This window comes from Anaeromyxobacter sp. K (genome assembly GCF_000020805.1).
In the GTDB taxonomy this organism is placed as follows: domain Bacteria; phylum Myxococcota; class Myxococcia; order Myxococcales; family Anaeromyxobacteraceae; genus Anaeromyxobacter; species Anaeromyxobacter dehalogenans.
Genome location: NC_011145.1, coordinates 2,510,218 through 2,533,019, shown reverse-complemented (window position 1 = coordinate 2,533,019; position 22,802 = coordinate 2,510,218). Strand labels below are relative to the sequence as shown.

Sequence of the window (22,802 nt, the reverse complement as noted above, 5' to 3'; positions counted from 1 at the left end):
AGGCACGGAGACATGGCGCACGCGACGGTCGAGATCACCTCGCAGAACTTCAAGGACGTGGTCGAGAAGGACGGCATCGTCCTCATCGACTGGTGGGCCACCTGGTGCGGCCCGTGCCGGTCGTTCGGCCCCACGTACGAGAAGGTCGCGGGCAAGCACCCGGACCTCACCTTCGGGAAGGTGAACACCGAGGAGCAGCAGGAGCTCGCGGCGGCGTTCGACATCCGGTCGATCCCCACGCTGATGATCCTGCGCGACAAGGTGCTGCTCTTCTCGCAGGCCGGCGCGCTGCCCGAGGCCGCGCTGGAGGACCTCATCCGCCAGGTGCGCGCGCTCGACATGGACAAGGTCCGCGCCGACGTCGCCGCGCAGGAGGCGGAGGCGGCGAAGCGCAGCAGCGCCTCGGCCTGATCCCGTCCCCCGCGGCCGGCGCAAAGAGGAAGGGCGGATGGCCGCGAGGCCACCCGCCCTTCGAGTCTCCGGGCCTCGCGGGGCTACTTCGTCCCGCCGGTGCTCGGAGTGCTGGTGCCCGAGGTCCCGCCGCCGGAGCCGGCCGCGCCGGTGCCGGAGGTGTCGGTCGACGAGCCCGAGCCGGTCGAGCTGCCGGAGCCGCTCGTGCTGCCCGTGTCCGTGCTCGAGCCGGAGCCGCCCATGCTGCCCGACCCGCTGCTGCTGCCGGAGCCGCTCGTGCTGCCGGAGCCGCTGCGGCCCGATGACCCGGCGCTCATCACCTCGAGCGTCTTCACGGTGACGGTGTCACCCGATCCCGAGAAGCTGGCGCGGACCTGATCGCCCTCCTGGATGTCGGTCAGCGTGGCCATCTGGCCGTCCTTCGTGACCGTGGTGTCGTCGCTGATCCGGAGCTTCCTGTCGGAGTTCGCGAGCGTCAGCTCCTTGGTGTCCTTGTCGAACTTCTGGACCGTCCCGGTGAGCTGGTGGGTGCGCATCGTGCTGCCCGTGCTCGACGCCGACGAGCCGGTGCCCATGTCGCTCGAGGACCCGGTGCCGTAGCTCGAGCTGCCGGTGCTGCCCGAGCCGGTGCTGCCCGAGGTGGAGGTGTCGCTCGAGCCGCTGCCGGTGGTGCTCGAGCTGCCCGTCCCCATGCTGCCGCTGCCGGTCGTCGTGCCGGTCCGATCGTCGCGATCCGTCGTCGACGAGCCCGACGTCGTCGAGCCGCCCGTGGCCCCCTGCGCGCTCGCCGGCTGCGCCGCGACGAGCAGCCCGGCCATGCCCAGGCCGGCCACCGTACCCCATCCGAAATACCTCATTGGATCTCCCTCTCTGCTCTGGTTCGGAGCCCGGCGCCTGCCGTGGCTCTCGTGTTGGCTTTCGATAGGGTAGTGCCGGGGCACCTGTGCGGAAGGGTTCCGCCCCGGGGAGAAAGGCGCAGGAAGTGCCGTGCGCACGGGCAGTTGCGCAGGGCTGAGGCCCTCGCTCGCCGCGCCGCGGGCCGCCCGCCGGCCCCCGTGTCAGACCGCCTTGCTACCTGAACATGCGAGCAGCTAAGTTGCGGGCAGGAGCCTCCGGCCATGTCGCAGCCCAGGGAACGTCACCTCGTCCTCGCGCACCTGCGCGACGAGATCCGCCGCATCGAGCGCCGCCCGGCGCGTCGGGAGGGCTGCGTCCCGAGCGGCCTGCCGGAGGTGGACGCGGCGCTGCCGGGCGGCGGGTTCCCGCGCGGTGCCCTGTGCGAGCTCGCGGGCGGGCCGGCCAGCGGCAAGACGGCGGTCGCCCTCTCGCTGGTCGCGGGGCTCGGCCCGGAAGACCTGTCCGCGTGGGTGGACGTCCGGGGGGACCTCTACCCGCCCGCCGCGGCGGCGCGCGGGGTGGATCTCGCGCGGCTGCTCGTGGTGCGGCCCGCGGCCGGCTCGGCGCCGGGCGCAGGGTCGTCGCCGGCGCGCGACGGCGACGCGGCGCGCGCGCCGGCGGTCACGGCCCTGTGGGCCGCCGAGGCGCTGCTCGCCTCGGGCGCGTTCGCGGCGGTGGTGGTGGACGTGCCGGCGGCGCGGCTGGCGCACGGCGCGGACGCGATGGCGCGGCGGCTCCAGGCCGCGGCGGAGAAGGGCGGATCGGTGGGGCTGTGGCTCGCGCCCCGCCGTGCCGCCCTGCGGGTGCCCGCGACGCTCCGGCTCGAGCTCTCGTGCGAGGGCGGGCGCGTGGTGGCCCGCCGGGCGATGGGCGGCGCGGTGGCGGGGAGGGCGAGCCATGCCGCGTGAGCCGGTCGCCCCGCGGGTGGTGGCGCTGCAGCTCCCCGATCTCCCGCTCCAGCGCGTCCTGCGCGGGCGCGAGCGCTCCGCCCGCGGGCTCGCGGCGCTCCTCGCGGTCCTCGAGGAAGGGCGGGTGGTGTGCTGTACCCCGGCCGCACGCGCCGCCGGCGTGCGGCCGGGCCAGTCCGCGGCCGAGGCGCTCGCCGCCTGCGGACGGCTCGAGACGGTGGTGCGCGACGCCGCCGCCGACCTCGCCGCGCTGCGGGCGCTCGCCGAGGTCCTGCTCGGGATCGCCCCCGCCGTCGAGGTGGTGGCGCCCGACGCGCTGCTGCTGGATGCGGGCGCCGCGCGCCTGCTCGCGGCCGGCCCCGGCGCGGGCGCGCCGTCGGCGGCGTTCGGGCCGGGCGAGGAGCGGCTGGCGCGCCGGGCGGTGCAGGCCGCCGTGGACATGGGCTACGCCGCGCGCGCGGTGGTGGCGACCGGGCGAGGGCCGGCGACGGCCCTGGCGCGGCACGGGCGCTTCGACGGCGCGGTCCACGGGGTCGCGCCCGGGGGCGTTGCGGCGGCGGCCGCGCTGGCGGGCCTCCCGCTCGCGGCGCTCGGGCTGGCGCCGGCGGTCGCCGGCCGGCTGGCGGCGGTGGGGGTGGGGGACGCGGGCGCGCTGGCGCGGCTGCCGGAGGGCACGCTCGCGCACCGGTTCGGGCCGGAGGGCGTGCGCGCGGCGCGGCTGGCCCGCGGCGAGGACGTGTCGCCGCTCGTGCCGCACGTGCCGGAGACGCTCCCCCAGGAGTCGCTGGAGCTGGAGGCGCCGGCGGAGAGCGCCGAGCCGCTGCTGTTCGGGCTGAAGCGGCTCGCGGATCGGGTGGCGGCGCGGCTGGCCGGGCGCGGGCTCGGCGCGACGCGCCTGCGCCTCGTGCTCGCGCTCGACCCGCGCGGCGAGGAGCGGATCCAGGTGCCGCTCTCGCAGCCCAGCGCGTCGGCGGCGCGCTGGCTCGTCCCGGTGAAGGAGCACCTGTTCGCGCTGCGGCTGCCCGGCGCGGTGACGGCGCTGCGCCTCGTGGCCGCCGAGGTCGCGCCGGTGGCCGCCGAGCAGCTCGCGTTCGGCGACCGGCCGGAGGCGGTCGCCGCGCTGGAGGGCGTGCTGGCGCGTCTCGCGGTGCGGCTCGGCGACGGCGCGCTGTTCGCGGCCGAGCCGGTGGCGCGCTACCGCCCGGAGGGCGCCTACCGGCCGGTGCCGTTCCGGCCGCGTTCCCCTGCGGGCTCGGGGCAGGCTCGTTCGACGGGTGCGGGGCGGGCTCGCTCGACGGGCGCGGGGGGCGTTCGCCCCTCGACGGGCATGGGGCGATCCTTCGACGGGCTCGGGGAGCGCGGGACCGCGGATCCGCTCGGCGTGAGCCCGTCGAACCCCGAGCGAGGGAGCGACGCGAGCGGACAGGACCCTGCCGGCGCGTTCCGGCCCACCCGCCTGCTCGCCGCGCCGGAGCAGGTGGTCGCCGAGGGCGAGGGCGGCCGGCTCACCGCGCTGCGGGTGGGCGGGCGCGACCGCGCGGTGCTCGCGCTGGAGGGCCCGGAGCGACTGCGCGGCGAGTGGTGGGCCGGCGGGTTCGACCGCGACTACTACCGCGTCCGGCTGGACGGGCTCGGCGACTGCTGGGTGTACCGCGACGGCGCCGACGGGCGGCTGTGGCTGCACGGGTTCTTCGACTGATCGCCGAGGCGCGCCATGTCCCACGCTCCCCGCTACGCCGAGCTCCGCTGCAAGTCCTGCTTCTCCTTCCTGGAGGGCGCGAGCCACCCCGAGGAGCTGGTGGGGCGCGCGGCCGAGCTCGGGCTGTCGGCCCTCGCGCTCGCCGACGTGAACGGGCTGTACGGCATCGTCCGGGCGCACGCCGAGGCGAAGCGCCAGGGGCTCCCGCTCATCGTGGGCGCGGAGCTGGTGGTCGCCGGCCTCGCGCCGGGGCGGCCGGCGCGGCTGGTGCTGCTCGCCCAGGATCGCGAGGGCTACGCGGGGCTGTGCCGGCTGGTGACGCGGGCGCACTGCGGCGAGGGCTGGACCGGCGCGCCGGAGCGCCGCGAGCGGGACGCGGTCGCGGTGCCGTTCGAGGCGGTCGCGGCCGGCGCGCGAGGGCTGTTCGCGCTGTACCCGGGGGCCGACGGCGACGCGGTCGCGCGGCTGAAGGACGCGTTCGGTCGCCGGGCGGCGCTCGCGGTGGCGCGGCACCGGGTGGCCGGCGAGGAGGCGCGCGTGCTCGCCGCCCGGTCCGCGGGGCGGCGGCTCGGGGTGCCGGTGGCGGTGACGAACGACGTCCACACCCACGCGCGCGCCCGGCAGGTGCTGCAGGACGTGCTCACCTGCGTGCGCCACGGCACCACCGTGGACCGGGCCGGGCGGCGGCTGTTCCCGAACGCCGAGCGGACGCTGAAGGGTCCCGAGGAGCTGGCGCGGCTGTGGAGCGACTTCCCCGAGGGGCTCGCGGCCGCGGCCGACATCGCCGACCAGTGCCGCTTCCGCATGGAGGCGATCCGCGGCGAGCACCCGCTGCCGCCGGTGGTGGTGGAGCGCGGCGCGCTCGCCGGCGGCGTCGAGGTCGCGACCTCCAGCCCGGCGCAGGCGGCGCGGGAGGGCGCGCGGACCGCCACGCCGAGCCTCTCGCTCCGGGCCTCGCTCCCGGCGGAGCGCCCGGCCGCGCCCGCGATCGAGGGGTGCGCCGCCTCCGGGCCCGGCCTCCCTGCTGCGGGCGCGGGCGGTGGCGCGGCCGCGGCCGCGGCCACCGACCGGGACGGCGCGCTCGCCGGGATGTCGCTGCTTCGCGAGCTGGTGCGCGAGGGCGCGCGCTGGCGCTACGGCGGCGAGCCGCCGGAGGACGTGGCCCGGCAGCTCGCCCGGGAGCTCGAGCTCGTCGAGTCGCTCGGGTACGCGAGCTACTTCCTCACGGTGTGGGACGTGGTCCGGTTCGCGCGCTCGCGCGGCATCCTCTGCCAGGGGCGCGGCAGCGCGGCCAACTCCGCGGTCTGCTACGTGCTCGGCATCACCTCGATCGACCCGGTGCGCATGGGGCTCCTGTTCGAGCGGTTCATCTCCGCCGAGCGCGGCGAGCCGCCCGACATCGACGTGGACTTCGAGCACGAGCGGCGCGAGGAGGTGCTCCAGTACGTGTACCAGCGCTACGGCCGCGACCGGGCCGGCATGGTGTGCGAGGTGATCACCTACCGCGGCAAGTCGGCGCTCCGCGACGTGGGGAAGGCGCTCGGGCTCTCGCTCGGCCAGGTGGACCGGCTCGCGAAGCTCATCGGCACCTACGAGGACCTGGGGCAGGTGGGGCCCGAGCTCCTCGCCCAGGCCGGCCTCGACGCGGCGGACTCGGAGCGGGTGCGGATGACGCTCGCGCTCGCGCGCGAGCTGCAGGGCTTCCCGCGCCACCTCTCCATCCACGTGGGCGGCTTCGTCATCACGCGGCGGCCGCTCTGCGAGACGGTGCCCATCGAGCCCGCCGCCATGCCCGGCCGCACCATCGTCCAGTGGGACAAGGACGACCTCGCCGAGCTGGACCTGCTCAAGGTGGACCTGCTCGGCCTGGGCATGCTCACCGCGCTCTCCCGGGCGCTGGCGCTGCTCGCGCGCCACCGGCCAGCGCCGGCCTCGCCCACCGCGGTGCCGCACCCCGACGCGCTCGCCACCATCCCGGCCGAGGACCCCGAGGTGTACGAGATGCTCGGGCGCGCCGACTCCATCGGCGTGTTCCAGGTCGAGTCGCGGGCGCAGATGTCGCTCGCCCCCCGCCTGCGCCCGCGCAACTTCTACGACCTCGTCATCTCGGTCGCGATCATCCGGCCCGGGCCGATCCAGGGCGGCATGATCCACCCCTACCTGCGCCGCCGCGACGGCAAGGAGCAGGTCCGCTACCCATACGCGCCGCTCGAGCCGGTGCTGGCCCGCACCCTCGGCGTCCCGCTGTTCCAGGAGCAGGCCATGCGCCTCGCGGTGATCGCGGCGGGGTTCACGCCGGGCGAGGCGGACGAGCTGCGCCGGGTGATGACGCACCGCCGCTCGCACGAGAAGCTCGCCGCCATGAAGGCGCGCCTCGTGGCCGGGATGGCGGAGCGGGGCATCTCCGGCGCGGACGCGGAGGAGATCTTCAAGCAGCTGCTCGGGTTCGCCGGGTACGGCTTCCCGGAGTCGCACGCGGCCTCGTTCGCGCTGCTGGTCTACGCCTCGGCCTGGCTGAAGCGCTACCACCCGGCCGCGTTCGCCTGCGCGCTCCTGAACAGCCAGCCCATGGGGTTCTACGCGCCGCACACGCTGGTGGAGGACGCGAAGCGGCACGGGGTGGAGGTGCGCGGGGTGGACGTCGGCTGCAGCGGCTGGGAGAGCAGCCTGGAGGGCGCGGCGCCGGGGCGGCCGGCCGCGCCGGGGGAGACGGCGGTGCTGCGCGTGGGGCTGCACGCCGTCCGCGGCCTCCCGCGCGCGGTGGGCGAGGCCATCCTCGAGGCGCGGGCGGCCGGGCCGTTCGGCTCGGTGGCGGAGCTGGTCCGCCGCGCCCGGCTCTCCCGCGCCTGGCTGGTGCGGCTGGCGGAGGCGGGCGCGCTCGGCGCGCTCGCGCCCGATCGGCGGGACGCGGTGTGGCGCAGCCTGGCGGTGGAGGCCGACGGCGGCGACCTGTTCGCGGGCCTGGCGCCGCCGGAGCCCGAGGTGGCGCTCCCCGCCGCCTCGGCCGCCGACGAGGTCTCGGCCGACTTCGCCACCACCGGCCTGTCGGTGCGCGGCCACCCCATGGCGCTGGTGCGGCCCGGGCTGGGCGGCGACCGGATCCGCACCGCCCGCGAGCTGGGGCGGCTCCCGGATCGCGCGCCGGTCGAGGTGGCGGGGCTGGTCATCGTCCGGCAGCGGCCGGAGACCGCCCGCGGCATCGTCTTCGTGAGCCTGGAGGACGAGACCGGGATCGCGAACCTGGTGGTGATGCCCGACGTGTACGAGCGCTTCCGGCCGGTGGTCCGCGGGGCGCCGTTCCTGCTGGCGCGCGGGCGGGTGGAGCGGAGCGGGAAGGTGGTGAACGTGCGGGTGGACTCGGTGGCCCCGCTCGCGCTCGCCCCCGCCACGGGCGCGCGCGCCCGGGACTTCCACTGACGCGCCCGACCTCGATCTCGTCCTTCGACGGGCTCGGGACGAGCGGGGGTGACCGAGCGACGCGCAAAAGAGAAGCGCCCGGGACCGAGGTCCCGGGCGCCGTTCAGCGGCAGTGAGGGCAGCCGGCTGGCCCGCATCCGCGCTCATCCCTCGACCCCGCGCCACCACCGCGGCGCGGCGCTCGGGAGGAGCGGGCCGGGAGTCGACGCGCTAGCTGCAGCCCGTGGTCGAGCCGCAGTTCACGCACTTGTAGCAGGCGCCGTTCCGCACCGTGATCGACCCGCAGGTCGGGCAGGGCGGGGCGTCGGTGTCGGTGACGTGGGCGCCGTTCACGCCGTTCGCCCCGTTCATCGCGCCGTTCGTCGCGGGCAGCGACTTCACCACCACGGTCTGCTCCGACGAGCCGTGGCGCGCCGGCGCCTGGCCGGGCGTCATCAGCGGCGGCGGCGACACCACCGAGCCCTCCTCGCTGGGCAGGAACTTCAGCGCCAGCCAGCGGAAGATGTAGTCGGTGACCGACTTCGCGATGGGGATGTCCGGGTTGCCGGTGAAGCCGGACGGCTCGTACCGCGTGTGGCTGAACTTGTCGCAGAGCACCTTCAGCGGCACGCCGTACTGCAGCGCCATCGAGATGCCGGTGGCGAAGCTGTCCATCAGGCCCGAGACCACCGAGCCCTCCTTCGCCATGGTGATGAACACCTCGCCGGGCGCCCCGTCGTCGTACATGCCGACGGTCATGTAGCCCTCGTGGCCGCCGATCGAGAACTTGTGCGTGATCGAGCGGCGCTCGTCCGGCAGGCGCCGGCGGGCGAGGCGCGGCTCCACCGCGTCCTTCTTCTCCTCCTGCTCCTTGCCGGTGTTGAGCGGCTGGCTCCGCTTGCAGCCGTCGCGGTAGATGGCGACCGCCTTCAGCCCCAGCTTCCAGGACTCGAGGTACGCGTTCTCGATGTCCTGCGGCGTCGCGGACGTCGGCATGTTGACCGTCTTCGAGATCGCGCCGGACAGGAACGGCTGGACCGCGCCCATCATGCGGATGTGGCCCATGTAGTGGATGGAGCGGGTGCCGTTGCGCGCCTTGAACGCGCAGTCGAACACCGCCGCGTGCTCGGGGCGGAGCCCGGGGGCGCCCTCGATGGTCTCCACCTCGTCGATGAACTGCAGGACCGAGGTGATCTCCTCGGAGGAGTAGCCGAGCCGCTGCAGCGCGAGCGGGACCGTGTTGTTCACGATCTTCAGCATGCCGCCGCCCACCAGCTTCTTGTACTTCACGAGCGCGATGTCGGGCTCGATGCCGGTGGTGTCGCAGTCCATCATGAAGCCGATGGTGCCGGTGGGCGCGAGCACGGTCACCTGGCCGTTGCGGTAGCCGCTCTCCATGCCCTGGCGGAGCGCGTCGCCCCAGGCGTCGCGCGCGGCCGCGAGCAGGCCGGGCTCGACCAGCGTCGGGTCGACGAGGTCGACGTGCTGCGCGTGCTTGCGGATCACGCCGAGGAACGGGTCGCGGTTCTTCTCGTACCCGGCGAACGGGCCCATCCGGTCGGCGATGCGGGCGCTCATCGCGTACGCCTCGCCGGTCATGAGCGCGGTGATGGCCGCGGCGCAGGCCCGGCCCCCGTCGGAGTCGTAGGGCAGGCCGCTCGCCATGAGGAGCGCGCCGAGGTTCGCGTAGCCGAGCCCGAGCGGCCGGTACTCCTCGCTGTTCTTGCCGATGGCGGGGGTGGGGTACTTGGCGTTCGAGACCAGGATCTCCTGCGCCAGGATGGTGAGGTCCACCGCCCGCTTGAACGACTCGACGTCGAAGCCGCCCTCGATCGAGCGGAAGTGCATCAGGTTCAGCGACGCCAGGTTGCAGGCCGAGTCGTCGAGGAACATGTACTCCGAGCACGGGTTGGACGCGTTGATGCGGTCCGTGTTCGGGCAGGGGTGCCAGGCGTTGATGGTGGTGTCGAACTGCATGCCCGGATCGCCGCACAGCCAGGCGGCCTCGGTGATCTGGCGCATCAGGTCGCGGGCGCGGATCGTCTCGAGCGCCTGCCCGTCGGTGCGGGCGGTGAGCTTCCACTCGCGATCCTCGAGCACCGCGCGCATGAACGCGTCGGTGACGCGGACCGAGTGGTTGGCGTTCTGGAAGAAGACCGAGTCGTAGGCGCCGCCGCGCACGTTGAAGCCGCCGTCGTAGCCGGCCTCGATGAGCGCCCAGGCCTTCTTCTCCTCGTCGGCCTTGCAGTTCACGAACTCGACCACGTCCGGGTGATCGACGTCGAGGATCACCATCTTCGCGGCGCGGCGGGTCTTGCCGCCCGACTTGATGACGCCGGCGAACGCGTCGAAGCCGCGCATGAACGAGACCGGGCCGGACGCCTCGCCGCCGCCGGACAGCCGCTCCTTGGAGGAGCGGATCTTGGACAGGTTGGAGCCGGTGCCGGACCCGTACTTGAAGAGCATGCCCTCGGTGTGGGCGAGCTTCAGGATCGAGTCCATCGAGTCGCCGACGGCGTTGATGAAGCAGGCGGAGCACTGCGGGTGCTCCTCCACGCCGACGTTGAACCAGACCGGCGAGTTGAAGCTCATCTTCTGCCGGTAGATGAGGTGCGCGAGCTCGGCCTCGAACGCGACGGCGTCGCCCTCGGTCGCGAAGTAGCCGTCCTTGCGGCCCCAGGCGCCGATGGTCTCGACGACGCGGGACACCAGCTGGCGGACCGAGCGCTCGCGCGCCGGGGTCCCGAGCTGGCCGCGGAAGTACTTGGAGGCGACGACGTTCGTCGCGAGGAGGGACCAGCTCTTCGGGACCTCCACGTCCTTCTGCTCGAAGATGGTCGCGCCGCCCTCGCCGGTGATCGCGGCTGTCCGCGTCTCCCACGCGAGCTCCTCGGCCGGATCGACGCCCGGGGTGGTGAAGTACCGCTCCACCGAGAGACCCTTCTTCACGACCTTCTTCGCGGACTTGGACGCCCGCGGCCTGTGACCCGTCACTTCGCGCTCCATCATCGCTTTCCACCTCCGCTCGAGACCGTCCCCCGGTCCGAGGCAAACAGCGTCCCCTAACGGGTGCCGATATCGGCACCCGTTCAGCCCTCTTCCTCCGGCCGGCCCGCGTCAGTGAACCGGAGGTCTACCTAATCGCGATGGTCTGACATGAACGCCGGCTTCGCCCCCAAGCCGGCAGAAGGACTGCTCAATCGTCGCACCCACCCCGCCGCCATCCCGCCCGTCCTCCCCGTCCCGCGCCCCCGCGGAACCAGGAGACATGCTAGCAAGCGCCCGCCGAGAGTCAACGGCTGACCACAACATATGGTGGGGTACATGTATATCAACACAAGATACGGATATTTCTGAGCCGTGGTCCCAGTAGGGTGTCGCACGTTCGGTGAAGGGGCGCGCCGATATCGTCCGGAAGCGGGAGCGTCCGGCGCGGGGACCGGCGCCGTGGTCCCCCCGCCGCCGCCGTGTTAAAAGCCTGCCGCCCCGATGGCCGAAAAGAACTCACACATCCGCAACTTCTCCATCATCGCCCACATCGATCACGGGAAGTCCACGCTCGCCGATCGCCTCCTCGAGCACACCGGGACCGTGACCAAGCGCGAGGCCCAGGCCCAGTTCCTCGACAACATGGAGCTGGAGCGGGAGCGCGGGATCACGATCAAGGCCCAGACCGTCCGCATGAAGTACCGGGCGAAGGACGGCCGCGACTACGAGCTGAACCTGATCGACACCCCCGGGCACGTGGACTTCGCGTACGAGGTCTCGCGCTCCATGGCGGCCTGCGAGGGCGCCATCCTGGTGGTGGACGCGACGCAGGGCGTGGAGGCGCAGACGCTCGCGAACGTCTACCAGGCGCTCGACCACGACCTGGAGATCGTCCCGGTCATCAACAAGATCGACCTCCCGTCGGCGGACGTCGAGGGCGTCCGCCAGGAGATCGAGGAGGTCATCGGCCTCGACGCGAAGGACGCGGTGCCCGCCTCCGCCAAGGAGGGGATCGGCATCGGCGAGATCCTCGAGCAGATCGTGCACCGGGTGCCGGCGCCGGAGGGCGATCCCGACGCGCCGCTGAAGGCGATCGTGTTCGACTCCTGGTACGACTCGTACCGCGGCGTGGTCATGCTGGTGCGGGTGTTCGAGGGCACCGTCCGCCCGAAGCAGAAGATCCGGCTCTGGTCGAACCGCAAGGAGTTCGAGGTCCAGGAGCTGGGCGTCTTCGCGCCGTTCGCGAAGGCGGTCGGCGAGCTGCAGGCCGGCGAGGTGGGCGTCGTCGTCGCGAACGTGAAGGACGTCCACGACGCCAAGGTGGGCGACACCATCACCGACGCGGCCCGGCCCACCGAGGAGCCGTTCCCCGGCTTCAAGGTCGTGAAGCCGATGGTGTTCTCCGGCGTCTTCCCCATCGAGGCGGCGGATTACGAGCAGCTCCGCGACGCGCTGGAGAAGCTCTCGCTCAACGACTCGGCCTTCACCTACGAGCCGGAGACGTCGCAGGCGCTCGGCTTCGGGTTCCGCTGCGGCTACCTCGGCCTGCTGCACATGGAGATCGTGCAGGAGCGGCTGGAGCGCGAGTACCAGCTCGCGCTCATCACGACCGCGCCCTCGGTGGTGTACCGGGTGACCGACACCTCCGGCGCGGTGGAGGAGATCGACAACCCCGCCAAGCTCCCGCCGGTCCAGAAGATCGCGAAGCTGGAGGAGCCGCACCTCACCTGCCACATCCACGCCCGCACCGAGGACGTGGGCGCCATCCTGAAGCTGTGCCAGGAGCGGCGCGGCCTGCAGCGCGACCTCAAGTACCTGGGCACCAAGCGCGTCCAGATCACCTACGACATCCCGCTCGCCGAGGTGGTGTTCGACTTCTTCGACAAGCTGAAGAGCGTGTCGCGCGGCTACGCCTCGCTCGACTACGAGCTGAAGGGCTACGAGGAGGCGGACCTCGTCAAGCTCGACATCCTCATCAACGGCGAGCCGGTCGACGCGCTCTCCGTGATCGTCCACCGGGAGCGCGCGTACCAGCGCGGGCGCGACCTCTGCCAGCGGCTGCGCGAGGTGATCCCGAAGCAGATGTACGAGGTGGCCATACAGGCGGCCATCGGCGCCAAGGTGATCGCGCGTGAGACCGTGAAGGCGTTCCGCAAGAACGTCCTCGCGAAGTGCTACGGTGGCGACATCTCGCGCAAGCGCAAGCTGCTCGAGAAGCAGAAGGAGGGCAAGAAGCGCATGAAGCAGGTGGGCTCGGTGGAGATCCCGCAGGAGGCGTTCCTCGCGGTCCTGAAGGTGGAGGAGTAGCGCCGCCGTGGCGGACGCCGCCCGCCTGGCGCGCGCGCGCCGCGACGCGCTCCGCTTCGCGCGCGACGCCCGCCGGCTGGCCGCCCGGCACCGCCGCGCCCTGGGCGACGCGCGCGGCGCGGTGGACGCGGCCGCCGCCGAGGTGACCGCCGCGGCGCGGGGCGGGGAGCCGGACGCGCTCTCCGCCGCGCTCCGCAGGCTGGACGCGCTCTGGGAGGAGCACCTCGCGGCGCGGGTCAAGCCCTGGTGGCGCGAGTACGCCGAGTCCATCGCGCTCGCGGTGGTGCTGGCGCTCCTGGTCCGCGCGTTCGTGCTCGACGCGTTCCGGATCCCGTCCGGCTCGATGGTCCCGACGCTGGTGGTCGGCGACTACATCTTCGTCTCCAAGGTCGCCTACGCGGTGCGGCTCCCGTTCACGCACCTGCGCCTGGTCGAGACCGGCGCGCCGCGGCGCGGCGACGTCATCGTGTTCGAGAACCCGCGCGACCCGAGCAGCGACTACGTGAAGCGGGTGGTGGGCGTCGCCGGCGACGTCATCGAGATCCGCGAGCAGGTCCTCTACGTGAACGGCGTCCCGCAGCCGCGCGCGGCGGCCGGCGAGTACGCCTACGCCGAGCGGAGCCCGTCCACCGGCGAGCCGCTGGCGGAGCGCTGCCGCCGCTACCGGGAGGCGCTCGCCAAGGGGCCCATCCTCCCGCCCCGGGGCGATCTCCCCGGCGACGCCGAGTCGAGCTGGCAGGCGGCCGCCGCCGACGGGGTGGCGAGCTACGACGTGCTCCAGTGCCGGCGGGCGCGCCTCGCCTCGCGCGAGGGGCCGTTCGAGGTGGTCCGCCCCGGGCATGTGTTCGTGATGGGCGACAACCGCGATCTCTCGGCCGACAGCCGGGGGATGGGCGGGTGGCAGGTCCCCGTGGGCCACATCCGCGGCCGCGCCGCGCTGGTCTTCTGGAGCTGGGGGGACGGGGGCCTGTGGCCGCGGGGCGCAGGAGGCCTCCGGCTCGACCGGCTTTTCAAACCCATCGACTAGCGCTAGAAACACCCCCTGATGCCCAGCCTCTCCCCGTCCTCCCTGCCGCGCTCCGCGCGCGGGCAGATCACGTGGGTCACGGCCGCGATCCTCGCTGCGCTGCTGGGCGGTGGCTACCTGGCCTGGGTCTGGGTCCCCGTCTACGTCGTGGACTTCGAGGCGCGGCAGGTGGTGCGGGACTTCATGAACCGCGCCGTGAAGGACCGCGACGACGAGCGGCTGCGCACCGAGATGATCCGCCGCCTGGAGATGCTCGCCACCGACCAGATCGTGGACGAGCGCGGCGCGCCGGCCACCGTGCCGGCCGTGGCGCTCGAGCCCGGCGACCTGGTCTGGGAGCGCGACACGAGCGGCCCGGCGCCCACGCTCCACGTGGCCTTCGAGTACGTTCGCGTGGTGGAGCTGCCGTACCTGGATCGAACCGTGGAGAAGTCGTTCACGGTGGACTTCACGCAGGACATCTCCATCCCGGACTGGGGTCCATCGCGGTAGGGGGGGCGCATGAACGCTGCGGAGATCGAACGAGCGGTACGACGCCTGGGCCGCGACATCGCGGAGCGTGCCCGCGCGGCGGGCGCGGCCGGCGACGTCGCCATCGTGGGCATCCGGCGGGGCGGGGTGCACCTCGCCCAGCGGCTCCGCCGCGAGCTGGCCCGGGAGCTCGGCGCCGAGCCGCCGCTCGGGACGCTGGACATCGCGCTCTACCGCGACGACCTCGCGGAGCAGGGCGCGGCCCCGGTGATCGGCCCGACCGACGTGCGCTTCCCGGTGCAGGGCAAGACCCTGGTGCTGGTGGACGACGTGCTCTACACCGGCCGCACGGTGCGCGCGGCGCTCGACGAGATCGTCGACTTCGGCCGCCCCCGCCGCGTCTGGCTGGCGGTGCTGGTGGACCGCGGCGGGCGCGAGCTGCCCATCGCCGCCGACTTCGCCGGCGCGCGGCTGGAGGTCTCGGACCGGGACGACGTGCAGGTGCGCCTGGTGGAGTCGGGCGCGCCCGAGGACGCGGTGGTGGTCAAGCCGAGGAGGGCGCCGTGATCGGTCGACACAAGCACTGCATCGCGCTGGAGGACTTCTCCCGCGAGGAGATCCTCGAGGTCATCGACCTCGCCGCCTCCATGAAGGAGGTCCTGCAGCGGCCGATCAAGAAGGTCCCGAGCCTGCGCGGCAAGATGGTGGTGAACCTCTTCTTCGAGGCCTCCACCCGCACCCGCAGCTCGTTCGAGACCGCCGCCAAGATCCTGTCCGCCGACGCGCTCAACTGGACGTCCTCCTCCTCGTCGGTCACCAAGGGCGAGACGCTGGTGGACACGGCCAGGAACCTCGAGGCGATGCGCCCGGACGTGCTCGTCATCCGGCACTCGGCCGGCGGCGCCCCCCGCCTCGTGGCCGAGCACGTGGGCTGCTCGGTGGTCTCCGCCGGCGACGGCGCCCACGAGCACCCGAGCCAGGGGCTCCTCGACTGCTTCACGCTGCGGGAGAAGCTCGGCACGCTGGAGGGCAAGACGGTCGCCATCGTCGGCGACGTCAGCCACTCGCGCGTGGCCCGCTCCGACCTGCACGCGTTCCCGAAGCTGGGCGCGAAGGTCCGGCTGTGCGGGCCGCCCACCATGATGCCGGCGGGCGTGGAGCGGCTCGGCGCCACCGTCCACACCGACCTGCGCGAGGCGGTGGACGGCGCGGACGCGGTCATCATGCTGCGCATCCAGCACGAGCGCATCGGCGACCCGCTCATCCCCGGCACGCGCGAGTACTCGAAGGTGTGGGGCCTCAACGCGAAGAAGGCGGCGGACTGGCTGAAGCCCTCCTGCGTGATCCTGCACCCCGGCCCCATCAACCGCGGCGTGGAGCTCTCCCCCGAGGTGGCGGACGGGCCCCGCTCGGTGATCCTGGACCAGGTGCAGAACGGGGTGGCGGTCCGGATGGCGATCCTGTACCTGCTCGCGGGCGGCGCGGGCGAGGAGGCCAGGGCGTGACGGCGCGGCTCGGGACGGGAGGCAGGCGCGATGTCTGACGTGCTCTTCATCGAGGGCGGCCGGGTCATCGACCCGGCGAGCGGCGTGGACGGCGTCCGCACCGTGGTGATCCGCGACGGCAAGGTGGCGGAGGTGGCCGAGCGGGTGGAGCGCCCGCGCGACGCCCGCGCCGTGGACGCGCGGAACCGGTGGGTGACGCCGGGGTTCGTGGACCTGCACGTGCACCTGCGCGAGCCGGGGCAGGAGTACAAGGAGACGGTCGCGACCGGCGCGCGGGCGGCGGTGGCGGGCGGCTTCACGGCCGTGTGCGCCATGCCGAACACGAAGCCGGTGAACGACTGCGCCGCGGTGACCGAGCTCGTGCTGGCGCGCGCGGCAGCGGCCGGCCTGGCCCGCGTCTACCCGGTGGGCGCCATCTCCCGCGGCTCGAACGGCGAGGAGCTGGCCGAGTACGGCGAGCTGAAGGCCTCGGGCTGCGTGGCGCTCTCCGACGACGGGCGGCCGGTGATGTCGTCGGCGCTGATGCGCCGCGCGCTGGAGTACGCGCGCGCGTTCGGCCTGCCGCTCACGGTGCACGAGGAGGACCTGCACCTGGTGGGCAAGGGCGTGATGCACGAGGGCGCCGCCGCGACGCGGCTCGGCCTGAAGGGCATCCCGTCCCAGGCCGAGGACGTGATGGTGCTGCGCGACATCGCGCTGGTGGAGCTGACCGGCGGGCGGCTGCACGTGGCGCACGTCAGCACCGCCGGCGCGGTCCGCGCCATCCGCGAGGCGAAGCGGCGCGGCCTGCCGGTCACCGGCGAGGTCACCCCGCACCACCTCGCGCTCACCGACGACGACGTGGGCGCCTCGGGCTACTCGACCGACTTCAAGATGAACCCCCCGCTGCGCTCGGCGGAGGACGTCCGCGCCTGCCGCGAGGGGCTCGCCGACGGCACGCTCGACGCGATCGCCACCGACCACGCGCCGCACTCCGCGGTGGAGAAGGACGTGGAGTTCGACGCCGCCGCGAACGGCATCGTCGGGCTGGAGACCGCGTTCTCGGTCTGCCTGGGCCTGGTGCGGGAGGGCGCGCTGACCGAGCGCCGGCTCGTCGAGGCGCTCACCGTGGGGCCGGCCAGGGCGTTCGGGCTGCCCGCCGGCACGCTGGCGCGCGGCGCGGCCGCGGACGTGGCGGTGCTCGACGCCGCCGCGGAGTGGACGGTGGACCCGGCCCGGCTCCACTCCAAGGGCCGCAACACGCCGTGGAAGGGAAGGCGGCTCGCCGGGCGTTGCACGCACACGATCGTGGGTGGCCGGATCGTCCACGAGGAGGGCAAGGCAGACCGATGAAGCAGGCGATCCTGGCGCTGGCGGACGGCACCACCTTCGAGGGGTTCTCGCTCGGCGCGACCGGCGAGGCCACGGGGGAGGTCGTCTTCAACACCTCCATGACCGGGTACCAGGAGATCCTGACCGACCCGTCGTACGTCGATCAGATGATCTGCATGACGTATCCGGAGCAGGGGAACTACGGCGTGAACCGCGCCGACGAGGAGTCGGCGCGCCCGCACGCCACCGGCTTCATCGTGCGCCACGCCGCCGAGCAGCCGTCGAACTTCCGCGCGGAGCGGAGCCTCCACGCGTACCTCGCGGCGCACGGCATCGTCGGGATCTCCGGCATCGACACCCGGCGGCTCACCCGCCACATCCGCACCGCCGGCGCGCAGATGGGCGTCATCGCCACCGAGGGGAGCGCGAAGGCGCTGGTGGAGCGGGCGCGCGCGCTGCCCGGGATGGAGGGGCAGGACCTCGCCACCCGCATCTCGACGGCGGCCCCGTACGAGTGGACCGAGCAGGGCGCCGACCGATGGACCGACGCGGAGCGCGCGCCGCTCGGCAGGCCGCGCTTCCACGTGGTCGCGTACGACTGGGGCCTGAAGCGCGCCATGCTCCGCCTGCTGGCCGAGGCCGGCTGCCGCGTGACCGTGGTGCCGTCGCGGACCAGCGCCGCGGAGGCGCTGGCGCTGCGGCCGGACGGCGTGTTCCTCACCAACGGCCCGGGCGATCCGGCCGCGGTGGCCGGCGCGCGCGAGACCGTGGCGGCGCTGCTCGGCAAGGTGCCGGTGTTCGGCATCTGCCTCGGCCACCAGATCCTCGCGCTCGCCATCGGCGCGCGCACCTACAAGCTGAAGTTCGGCCACCGCGGCGCGAACCAGCCGGTGAAGGAGCTGGACACCGGCAAGGTGGACATCACCGCCCAGAACCACGGTTTCGCCGTGGACGACGCCAGCCTGGGCAAGCGCGCCCGGGTCACCCACGTGAACCTGAACGACGGGACGGTGGAGGGCATCGAGGTGCTCGACGCGCCCGCGTTCAGCGTCCAGTACCACCCGGAGTCGTCGCCCGGGCCGCACGACGCGCGCCCGCTGTTCGCGCGCTTCGTGGCGATGATGGAGCGGTCTCGATGACGCTGCAGCTGCTGCACGAGCGCCTGCTCGCCTGGGCCACCGACGGCGCGCGCAAGGAGGAGCTCCTCGCCGCGCGCCGGTTCCACTTCGACCGCTACGGCGAGCCGCACGAGGAGGATCGCACCTACGAGCCCCGGCTGAACGGGATGCTCGACTTCTACCTGTACGACTACCGGCCCGCGGGCGGCACCGGCACCACCATCGAGCGGTTCATCGAGGCGGAGGGGCCGTCGCTCTCGCCGGAGGAGCTGGCGGCGTACCAGGACCTGGCGCGCAACGTCCACGGGCTGTTCGAGGTCCGCAAGATCCGCGACGGCCTGCTGCGGCTGCGGGACGTGTTCACCGCAGGTGACTACGACGTCACCGAGCGGCGCCACGTGGCCGGGCTCGACAAGGGCGACGTGCTGGAGGCGCGGCTGCTCCCGTTCCAGGGCGCGCTCTACTTCTCCGGCGCGTTCCTGTATCACCCGCGCGAGGCGCACAAGGCCATCCACGCAGAGGTGAAGCGCCTGCGCAAGGCGGCGGGCAAGGGCGGCACGGTGGACGTGAAGGAGTTCCTGGCGACGCTCTCGCGGATGGCGTTCAAGCTGGAGCGCTACCGGAACGTCCGGCTCGAGTCGATCTACGACTTCGCCGCGGAGTCGCGCCTGCCGACCCCGCGCCCGGCGCGCCCGCCCGGCGAGCCGAGCGCGCAGTAGCCGCTACATCCGCTGCGGCTCCCGGGCGTCGCGCGCGGCCCGCTCGCGCGCCCGGTCCACCTCGTCCGGCGACAGGCCCGACTCGTCCATCACCCGGCGGCTGGTGAAGATCGGCGCGCCCGCCGCGACCGCGAGCGCGACCGACTCGGAGGCCGCGCCCGGGAGCTCGAGCCGCCGCGCCCCCTGCACCAGCCGCACCCGCGCGCCCCCCGGGCCCTCGTCCGCCGACGCGATCTCCACCTCGCGCACGCGCCCGCCCAGCGCGCGGATGGTCTCGGCGAGCAGGCCCGGGGCCGCATCCCTGCGCACCCGCCGGCCGAGGTCGTGCTCCTGGGCGCCCGGCACCACCAGCGGCAGCAGGTTCTTCGCGCCCTTCTCCCGGAGCACCAGGATCGACGCGGCGCCCTCCGGCATGGGCAGCACCCCGGCGACCTCCAGCTCGACGCGCGCCGCGGGCGGCGGCGCCGCGTGCGCGGAGATCCCGGCCAGGCCCGTCATGAGCACGAACCACGGGATGGAGAGGGAGGCGCTGACTCGCATGGACGCTCCGGGTCCGCCGCGGGACCACCTTGAAGGTGGGCTCCGCCGGCCCGCGGGGCCGGGGCGGGCGGGCGAGCGCGGGCTCGCACCGGGAGGGCGCGGGACTTCACGGAGCGCGCCGGACGCCGCATCTCAGAGGGCGGCGTGGACTTCTCCCTGCTCGACTCGGTGCCGGACGCCATGGTCATCGCCGACGACGCCGGCGCGATCGTCTTCGTGAACGCGCACGCCGAGCGCCTCTTCGGCTACCGGTGCCAGGAGCTGGTGGGCAGGCCGGTGGAGCTGCTGCTCCCGGCGCGCTACCGGACCATGCACCAGGTGCACCGGACGGCGTACCAGGCGGCGCCGCGCACGCGCCCCATGGGGCTCGGCCTCGATCTCTCCGGGCTGCGTCACGACGGGGCCGAGTTCCCGGCCGAGATCAGCCTGTCGCCGATCCTGGTGGACGGGCGCCCCTGCGTGATTGCGGCCGTGCGCGACGCGACCGAGCGGCGGAAGATCGAGGAGCGCGCGCGGCTGTGGCGGCGGGCGCAGGAGGAGGTGCGCGAGCGCGACGAGTTCCTGTCGGTGGCCTCGCACGAGCTGCGCACCCCGGTGACCGCGCTCCAGCTCCAGCTCCAGCTGCTCCACCGCGCCGCGCTCCGCTCGGGCGAGGGGCTGCCGGCGGTGGTGGTGGAGCGGCTGGAGACGCTGGAGCGGCAGACGCGCCGCCTGGGCGCGCTGGTGGGTGAGCTGCTCGACGTCTCGCGCATGCGCCTCGGCAAGATCGAGCTCCGGCGCGAGCCGCTCGACCTGGCCGAGGTGGCGCGAGAGGCGGCGGGCCACGCGGTGGGCGATCTGGAGCGCTCCGGGTCGAAGCTCGCGCTCGACCTGCAGCCGGTGACTGGCGCCTGGGACCGCACCCGGCTCGAGCAGGTGATCGCCAACCTGCTCGTGAACGCCGCCAAGTTCGGGCAGGGGCGGCCCATCGCGCTGCACGTCGCGGGCGACGACGGCACCGCGCGGCTGCGCGTCAGCGACCAGGGCATCGGCATCGCGCAGGACCAGCAGGCGCGGGTGTTCGACCGCTTCGCGCGCGGCGTGCCGGCCCAGAACTTCGGCGGGCTCGGGCTGGGGCTCTACATCGCGCGGCAGATCGTGGAGGCGCACGGCGGCACCATCGACGTGACGAGCGAGCCCGGCGCCGGCGCCACGTTCACCGTGGACCTGCCGCGCCAGCCGCCGGCGTCCGGTCCCGAGGCCCGCCCGGACGCCGGCGCGGAGGAGCCGCAGCCCGGCGACCTCCACTGAGCGCGATGCGGCGGCGCCGCGCTTGACTCCGCGGACCGGGCGCGCGACGGTCGCGGGCGTCGCCATGCGCTGGCTGATCGTGAACGCCGACGACCTCGGCTACGACCCGGAGATCGACCGGGGCATCCTCGAGGCGCACGCGCGCGGGCTGGTCACGAGCGCCACCGCCATGGTCGAGACGCCGTTCGCGGCCGCGGCGCTCGCCGGCGCGCCGCGCTCGCTCGAGCTCGGGCTGCACGCCGTCGTCGACCCGGGCGCCGGGCGGGCCGGGGCGGAGGCGGCGCTGCGGCGGCAGCTCGACCGGTTCGAGGCGCTGCGCGGCGCCCCGCCCACGCACCTCGACAGCCACAAGCACGCGCACGCCGCGCCGGCGGTGCGGGAGGCGTTCTGCGCGGTGGCGGCCGCTCGAGCGCTGCCGGTGCGGTCCATCGACCCGGCCATGCGCGCGGCGCTCCGCGCGGCGGGGGTGGCGACCGCCGACGCGTTCCTGGGGGACGCGTCGCGGCGCCCGGCCTGGACCGAGGACGCGCTGCTCGCGGCCCTGGACGCGGTGGGGGAGGGCGTGACCGAGCTGATGGCGCACCCGGGTCACGCCCCGAGCCACGCCCGCACCTCATTCGGGGCCGAGCGCGAGATCGAGCTCGCGGCGCTCTGCAGCCCCCGCGCACGCGCGCGCGTGGAGGCGCGAAACCTCCGTCTCTGCGGCTGGTCGGCCGTGGGACGCCCTTCTCAGGGGTGACCCGTGGACGGGCCAACATCGACCGCGACAGTCGTGTAAAGTGCCGCGAATTCCAAATGTTGGAGCGGTCGGCGCCTTTACACCCCACGCGGCGCGATGCTAAGACCCCGGCTCCACCTCTCCCCAACGCGAGGACGCTCGTCATGGCGGACGCGAAGCCGGTGGTCCCGAAGGATGGAGCGAAGATCTCGCTCGTCGACGGGAAGCTGAACGTTCCCGACCGGCCCATCCTGCCGTTCATCGAGGGCGACGGCACGGGCCGCGACATCTGGCGCGCCAGCGTGCGCGTGCTCGACGCGGCGGTGGAGAAGGCCTACCGCGGCCGCCGGAAGATCGCCTGGACCGAGGTCTACGCCGGCGAGAAGGCGTTCACCAAGTTCAACAACTGGCTGCCGGACGAGACGATCCAGGCGTTCCGCGAGTACCTCATCGGCATCAAGGGGCCGCTCACCACGCCCATCGGCGGCGGCATCCGCTCGCTCAACGTCGCGCTGCGGCAGCTCCTCGATCTCTACGTCTGCCTCCGCCCCGTGCGCTGGTTCCGCGGCGTGCCCTCTCCGGTGAAGCGCCCGGAGAAGGTGAACATGGTGATCTTCCGGGAGAACACGGAGGACATCTACGCCGGGATCGAGTGGGAGGCGGGCTCCGAGCAGGCGAAGAAGCTGCTCGCGTTCCTCGAGCAGGAGTTCCCGAAGGAGTACCGGAAGATCCGCTTCCCGGCGACGTCCGGCGTGGGCGTGAAGCCGGTCTCGCGCGAGGGGACCGAGCGGCTCGTCCGCGCGGCGCTCGAGTACGCCGTCCGCGAGCGGCGCCGGAGCGTCACCTTCGTGCACAAGGGCAACATCATGAAGTTCACGGAGGGTGCGTTCCGGAACTGGGGCTACGCGCTCGCCGAGCGGGAGTTCGCCGACCGCGTCTACACCTGGGAGCAGTGGGAGCGCACCAAGGCCTCGCGCGGCGAGGAGGCGGCGAACGCCGAGAAGCAGGCCGCCGTCGCCGAGGGCCGCATCCTGGTCAAGGACGCGATCGCCGACATCACGCTGCAGCAGGTGCTGACCCGGCCCGAGGACTTCGACGTGGTCGCGACGCCGAACCTGAACGGCGACTACCTCTCCGACGCGCTCGCGGCGCAGGTGGGCGGCATCGGCATCGCGCCCGGCGGCAACGCCAACTACGTCACCGGCCACGCCATCTTCGAGGCCACCCACGGCACCGCGCCGAAGTACGCCGACCTCGACAAGGTGAACCCGGGCTCGATGATCCTCTCGGGCGAGATGATGTTCCGGCACCTCGGCTGGAACGAGGCGGCCGATCTCATCGTCAAGGGCGTGGACGGCGCCATCGCGGGCCACCGCGTCACCTACGACTTCGCGCGCCTCATGAAGGCCGAGGGGGTGACGGACGCGGTCGAGGTGAAGTGCTCCGAGTTCGGCGACGAGATCATCAGGCACATGTAGCGTAGCGGCTTCCCAACCC

Annotated in this window: 20 protein-coding genes; 18 read left to right on the top strand and 2 right to left on the bottom strand. The window is 73.8% G+C overall.

Translation table 11 applies throughout. The annotated features are described in order from the left end of the window. The first annotated feature begins 12 nt into the window (after positions 1 to 12). From trxA to ANAEK_RS11270, 7 genes are all read left to right on the top strand, one after another. Positions 13 to 411, top strand: a complete 399-nt coding sequence (gene trxA / locus ANAEK_RS11300; protein ID WP_012526280.1) for a thioredoxin — start codon at positions 13 to 15, stop codon at positions 409 to 411. A gap of 114 nt (positions 412 to 525) precedes the next feature. Further along, positions 526 to 789, top strand: coding sequence for a hypothetical protein (locus ANAEK_RS11295; RefSeq protein WP_012526279.1), 264 nt, complete (start codon positions 526 to 528; stop codon positions 787 to 789). A 12-nt stretch (positions 790 to 801) separates the two neighbouring features. Then, positions 802 to 1,011 carry a hypothetical protein gene (locus ANAEK_RS11290; RefSeq protein WP_012526278.1) on the top strand — a complete coding sequence of 70 codons (210 nt, stop codon included), beginning with the start codon at positions 802 to 804 and terminating at the stop codon, positions 1,009 to 1,011. A 12-nt stretch (positions 1,012 to 1,023) separates the two neighbouring features. Further along, the gene (locus ANAEK_RS11285) at positions 1,024 to 1,341 is read left to right on the top strand and encodes a hypothetical protein (RefSeq protein ID WP_012526277.1); all 318 of its coding nucleotides are present in this window, start codon (positions 1,024 to 1,026) and stop codon (positions 1,339 to 1,341) included. Positions 1,342 to 1,529: 188 nt separating this feature from the next. Then, the gene (locus ANAEK_RS11280; RefSeq protein ID WP_012526276.1) at positions 1,530 to 2,216 is read left to right on the top strand and encodes a hypothetical protein; all 687 of its coding nucleotides are present in this window, start codon (positions 1,530 to 1,532) and stop codon (positions 2,214 to 2,216) included. Next, positions 2,206 to 3,915: a DNA polymerase Y family protein gene (locus ANAEK_RS11275; RefSeq protein WP_012526275.1), complete on the top strand. Its 1,710-nt coding sequence runs from the start codon at positions 2,206 to 2,208 to the stop codon at positions 3,913 to 3,915. Before ANAEK_RS11280 ends, ANAEK_RS11275 begins: the two co-directional genes overlap by 11 nt. Positions 3,916 to 3,930: 15 nt before the next feature. Further along, a complete protein-coding gene (locus tag ANAEK_RS11270; RefSeq protein ID WP_012526274.1) occupies positions 3,931 to 7,332 on the top strand; it encodes an error-prone DNA polymerase in 3,402 nt (1,133 codons plus the stop codon). Positions 7,333 to 7,542: 210 nt separating this feature from the next. Here the strand turns inward: ANAEK_RS11270 and ANAEK_RS11265 are convergent, their stop codons facing one another. Next, entirely contained in the window at positions 7,543 to 10,320 is a 2,778-nt protein-coding gene (locus ANAEK_RS11265; RefSeq protein WP_012526273.1) for a vitamin B12-dependent ribonucleotide reductase, read from the bottom strand. Between the two features lie 480 nt (positions 10,321 to 10,800). On the opposite strand from ANAEK_RS11265, the gene lepA reads away from it, so the two are divergent. From lepA to ANAEK_RS11225, 8 genes are read left to right on the top strand one after another with little or no spacing between them, the layout of a single operon-like run. After that, positions 10,801 to 12,606, top strand: a complete 1,806-nt coding sequence (lepA, locus tag ANAEK_RS11260; protein WP_012526272.1) for a translation elongation factor 4 — start codon at positions 10,801 to 10,803, stop codon at positions 12,604 to 12,606. Positions 12,607 to 12,613: 7 nt separating this feature from the next. Next, positions 12,614 to 13,633 carry a signal peptidase I gene (gene lepB / locus ANAEK_RS11255; protein ID WP_012526271.1) on the top strand — a complete coding sequence of 340 codons (1,020 nt, stop codon included), beginning with the start codon at positions 12,614 to 12,616 and terminating at the stop codon, positions 13,631 to 13,633. Positions 13,634 to 13,651: 18 nt separating this feature from the next. After that, positions 13,652 to 14,125 carry a hypothetical protein gene (locus ANAEK_RS11250; protein WP_012526270.1) on the top strand — a complete coding sequence of 158 codons (474 nt, stop codon included), beginning with the start codon at positions 13,652 to 13,654 and terminating at the stop codon, positions 14,123 to 14,125. A 9-nt stretch (positions 14,126 to 14,134) separates the two neighbouring features. After that, positions 14,135 to 14,671 (top strand): bifunctional pyr operon transcriptional regulator/uracil phosphoribosyltransferase PyrR, encoded by a 537-nt coding sequence (gene pyrR, locus ANAEK_RS11245; RefSeq protein ID WP_012526269.1) that lies wholly within the window; start codon positions 14,135 to 14,137, stop codon positions 14,669 to 14,671. Then, entirely contained in the window at positions 14,668 to 15,609 is a 942-nt protein-coding gene (locus tag ANAEK_RS11240) for an aspartate carbamoyltransferase catalytic subunit (protein ID WP_012526268.1), read from the top strand. Before pyrR ends, ANAEK_RS11240 begins: the two co-directional genes overlap by 4 nt. Before the next feature lie 30 nt (positions 15,610 to 15,639). Continuing rightward, the gene (locus ANAEK_RS11235) at positions 15,640 to 16,941 is read left to right on the top strand and encodes a dihydroorotase (RefSeq protein WP_012526267.1); all 1,302 of its coding nucleotides are present in this window, start codon (positions 15,640 to 15,642) and stop codon (positions 16,939 to 16,941) included. Further along, a complete protein-coding gene (gene carA, locus ANAEK_RS11230; RefSeq protein WP_012526266.1) occupies positions 16,938 to 18,059 on the top strand; it encodes a glutamine-hydrolyzing carbamoyl-phosphate synthase small subunit in 1,122 nt (373 codons plus the stop codon). Before ANAEK_RS11235 ends, carA begins: the two co-directional genes overlap by 4 nt. Further along, positions 18,056 to 18,757, top strand: coding sequence for a hypothetical protein (locus ANAEK_RS11225; RefSeq protein WP_012526265.1), 702 nt, complete (start codon positions 18,056 to 18,058; stop codon positions 18,755 to 18,757). Before carA ends, ANAEK_RS11225 begins: the two co-directional genes overlap by 4 nt. Positions 18,758 to 18,760: 3 nt before the next feature. Here ANAEK_RS11225 and ANAEK_RS11220 read toward each other — a convergent pair whose 3' ends face one another. Then, positions 18,761 to 19,297: a bifunctional nuclease family protein gene (locus ANAEK_RS11220; protein WP_012526264.1), complete on the bottom strand. Its 537-nt coding sequence runs from the start codon at positions 19,295 to 19,297 to the stop codon at positions 18,761 to 18,763. Between the two features lie 144 nt (positions 19,298 to 19,441). On the opposite strand from ANAEK_RS11220, the gene ANAEK_RS11215 reads away from it, so the two are divergent. The 3 genes from ANAEK_RS11215 to icd all read left to right on the top strand — a co-directional run bounded on the left by ANAEK_RS11215 (position 19,442) and on the right by icd (position 22,783). Beyond that, a complete protein-coding gene (locus ANAEK_RS11215) occupies positions 19,442 to 20,587 on the top strand; it encodes a PAS domain-containing sensor histidine kinase (protein ID WP_012526263.1) in 1,146 nt (381 codons plus the stop codon). 64 nt (positions 20,588 to 20,651) lie between these two features. Further along, complete coding sequence (locus tag ANAEK_RS11210; RefSeq protein WP_012526262.1) at positions 20,652 to 21,326, top strand: carbohydrate deacetylase; 675 nt, start codon at positions 20,652 to 20,654, stop codon at positions 21,324 to 21,326. Between the two features lie 143 nt (positions 21,327 to 21,469). Then, the gene (icd, locus tag ANAEK_RS11205) at positions 21,470 to 22,783 is read left to right on the top strand and encodes an NADP-dependent isocitrate dehydrogenase (protein WP_012526261.1); all 1,314 of its coding nucleotides are present in this window, start codon (positions 21,470 to 21,472) and stop codon (positions 22,781 to 22,783) included. Positions 22,784 to 22,802 lie beyond the last annotated feature (19 nt).

Bases quoted from the DNA above. Each gene is read 5' to 3' on its own strand.
- ANAEK_RS11270 (WP_012526274.1), top strand. From the start codon at position 3,931: ATGTCCCACGCTCCCCGCTACGCCGAGCTCCGCTGCAAGTCCTGCTTC.
- ANAEK_RS11220 (WP_012526264.1), bottom strand. From the start codon at position 19,297: ATGCGAGTCAGCGCCTCCCTCTCCATCCCGTGGTTCGTGCTCATGACG.
- ANAEK_RS11250 (WP_012526270.1), top strand. From the start codon at position 13,652: ATGCCCAGCCTCTCCCCGTCCTCCCTGCCGCGCTCCGCGCGCGGGCAG.
- ANAEK_RS11290 (WP_012526278.1), top strand. From the start codon at position 802: ATGTCGGTCAGCGTGGCCATCTGGCCGTCCTTCGTGACCGTGGTGTCG.
- pyrR (WP_012526269.1), top strand. From the start codon at position 14,135: ATGAACGCTGCGGAGATCGAACGAGCGGTACGACGCCTGGGCCGCGAC.
- carA (WP_012526266.1), top strand. From the start codon at position 16,938: ATGAAGCAGGCGATCCTGGCGCTGGCGGACGGCACCACCTTCGAGGGG.
- ANAEK_RS11275 (WP_012526275.1), top strand. From the start codon at position 2,206: ATGCCGCGTGAGCCGGTCGCCCCGCGGGTGGTGGCGCTGCAGCTCCCC.
- icd (WP_012526261.1), top strand. From the start codon at position 21,470: ATGGCGGACGCGAAGCCGGTGGTCCCGAAGGATGGAGCGAAGATCTCG.
- ANAEK_RS11225 (WP_012526265.1), top strand. From the start codon at position 18,056: ATGACGCTGCAGCTGCTGCACGAGCGCCTGCTCGCCTGGGCCACCGAC.
- ANAEK_RS11280 (WP_012526276.1), top strand. From the start codon at position 1,530: ATGTCGCAGCCCAGGGAACGTCACCTCGTCCTCGCGCACCTGCGCGAC.
- trxA (WP_012526280.1), top strand. From the start codon at position 13: ATGGCGCACGCGACGGTCGAGATCACCTCGCAGAACTTCAAGGACGTG.
- ANAEK_RS11210 (WP_012526262.1), top strand. From the start codon at position 20,652: ATGCGCTGGCTGATCGTGAACGCCGACGACCTCGGCTACGACCCGGAG.
- ANAEK_RS11235 (WP_012526267.1), top strand. From the start codon at position 15,640: ATGTCTGACGTGCTCTTCATCGAGGGCGGCCGGGTCATCGACCCGGCG.
- ANAEK_RS11265 (WP_012526273.1), bottom strand. From the start codon at position 10,320: ATGATGGAGCGCGAAGTGACGGGTCACAGGCCGCGGGCGTCCAAGTCC.
- lepA (WP_012526272.1), top strand. From the start codon at position 10,801: ATGGCCGAAAAGAACTCACACATCCGCAACTTCTCCATCATCGCCCAC.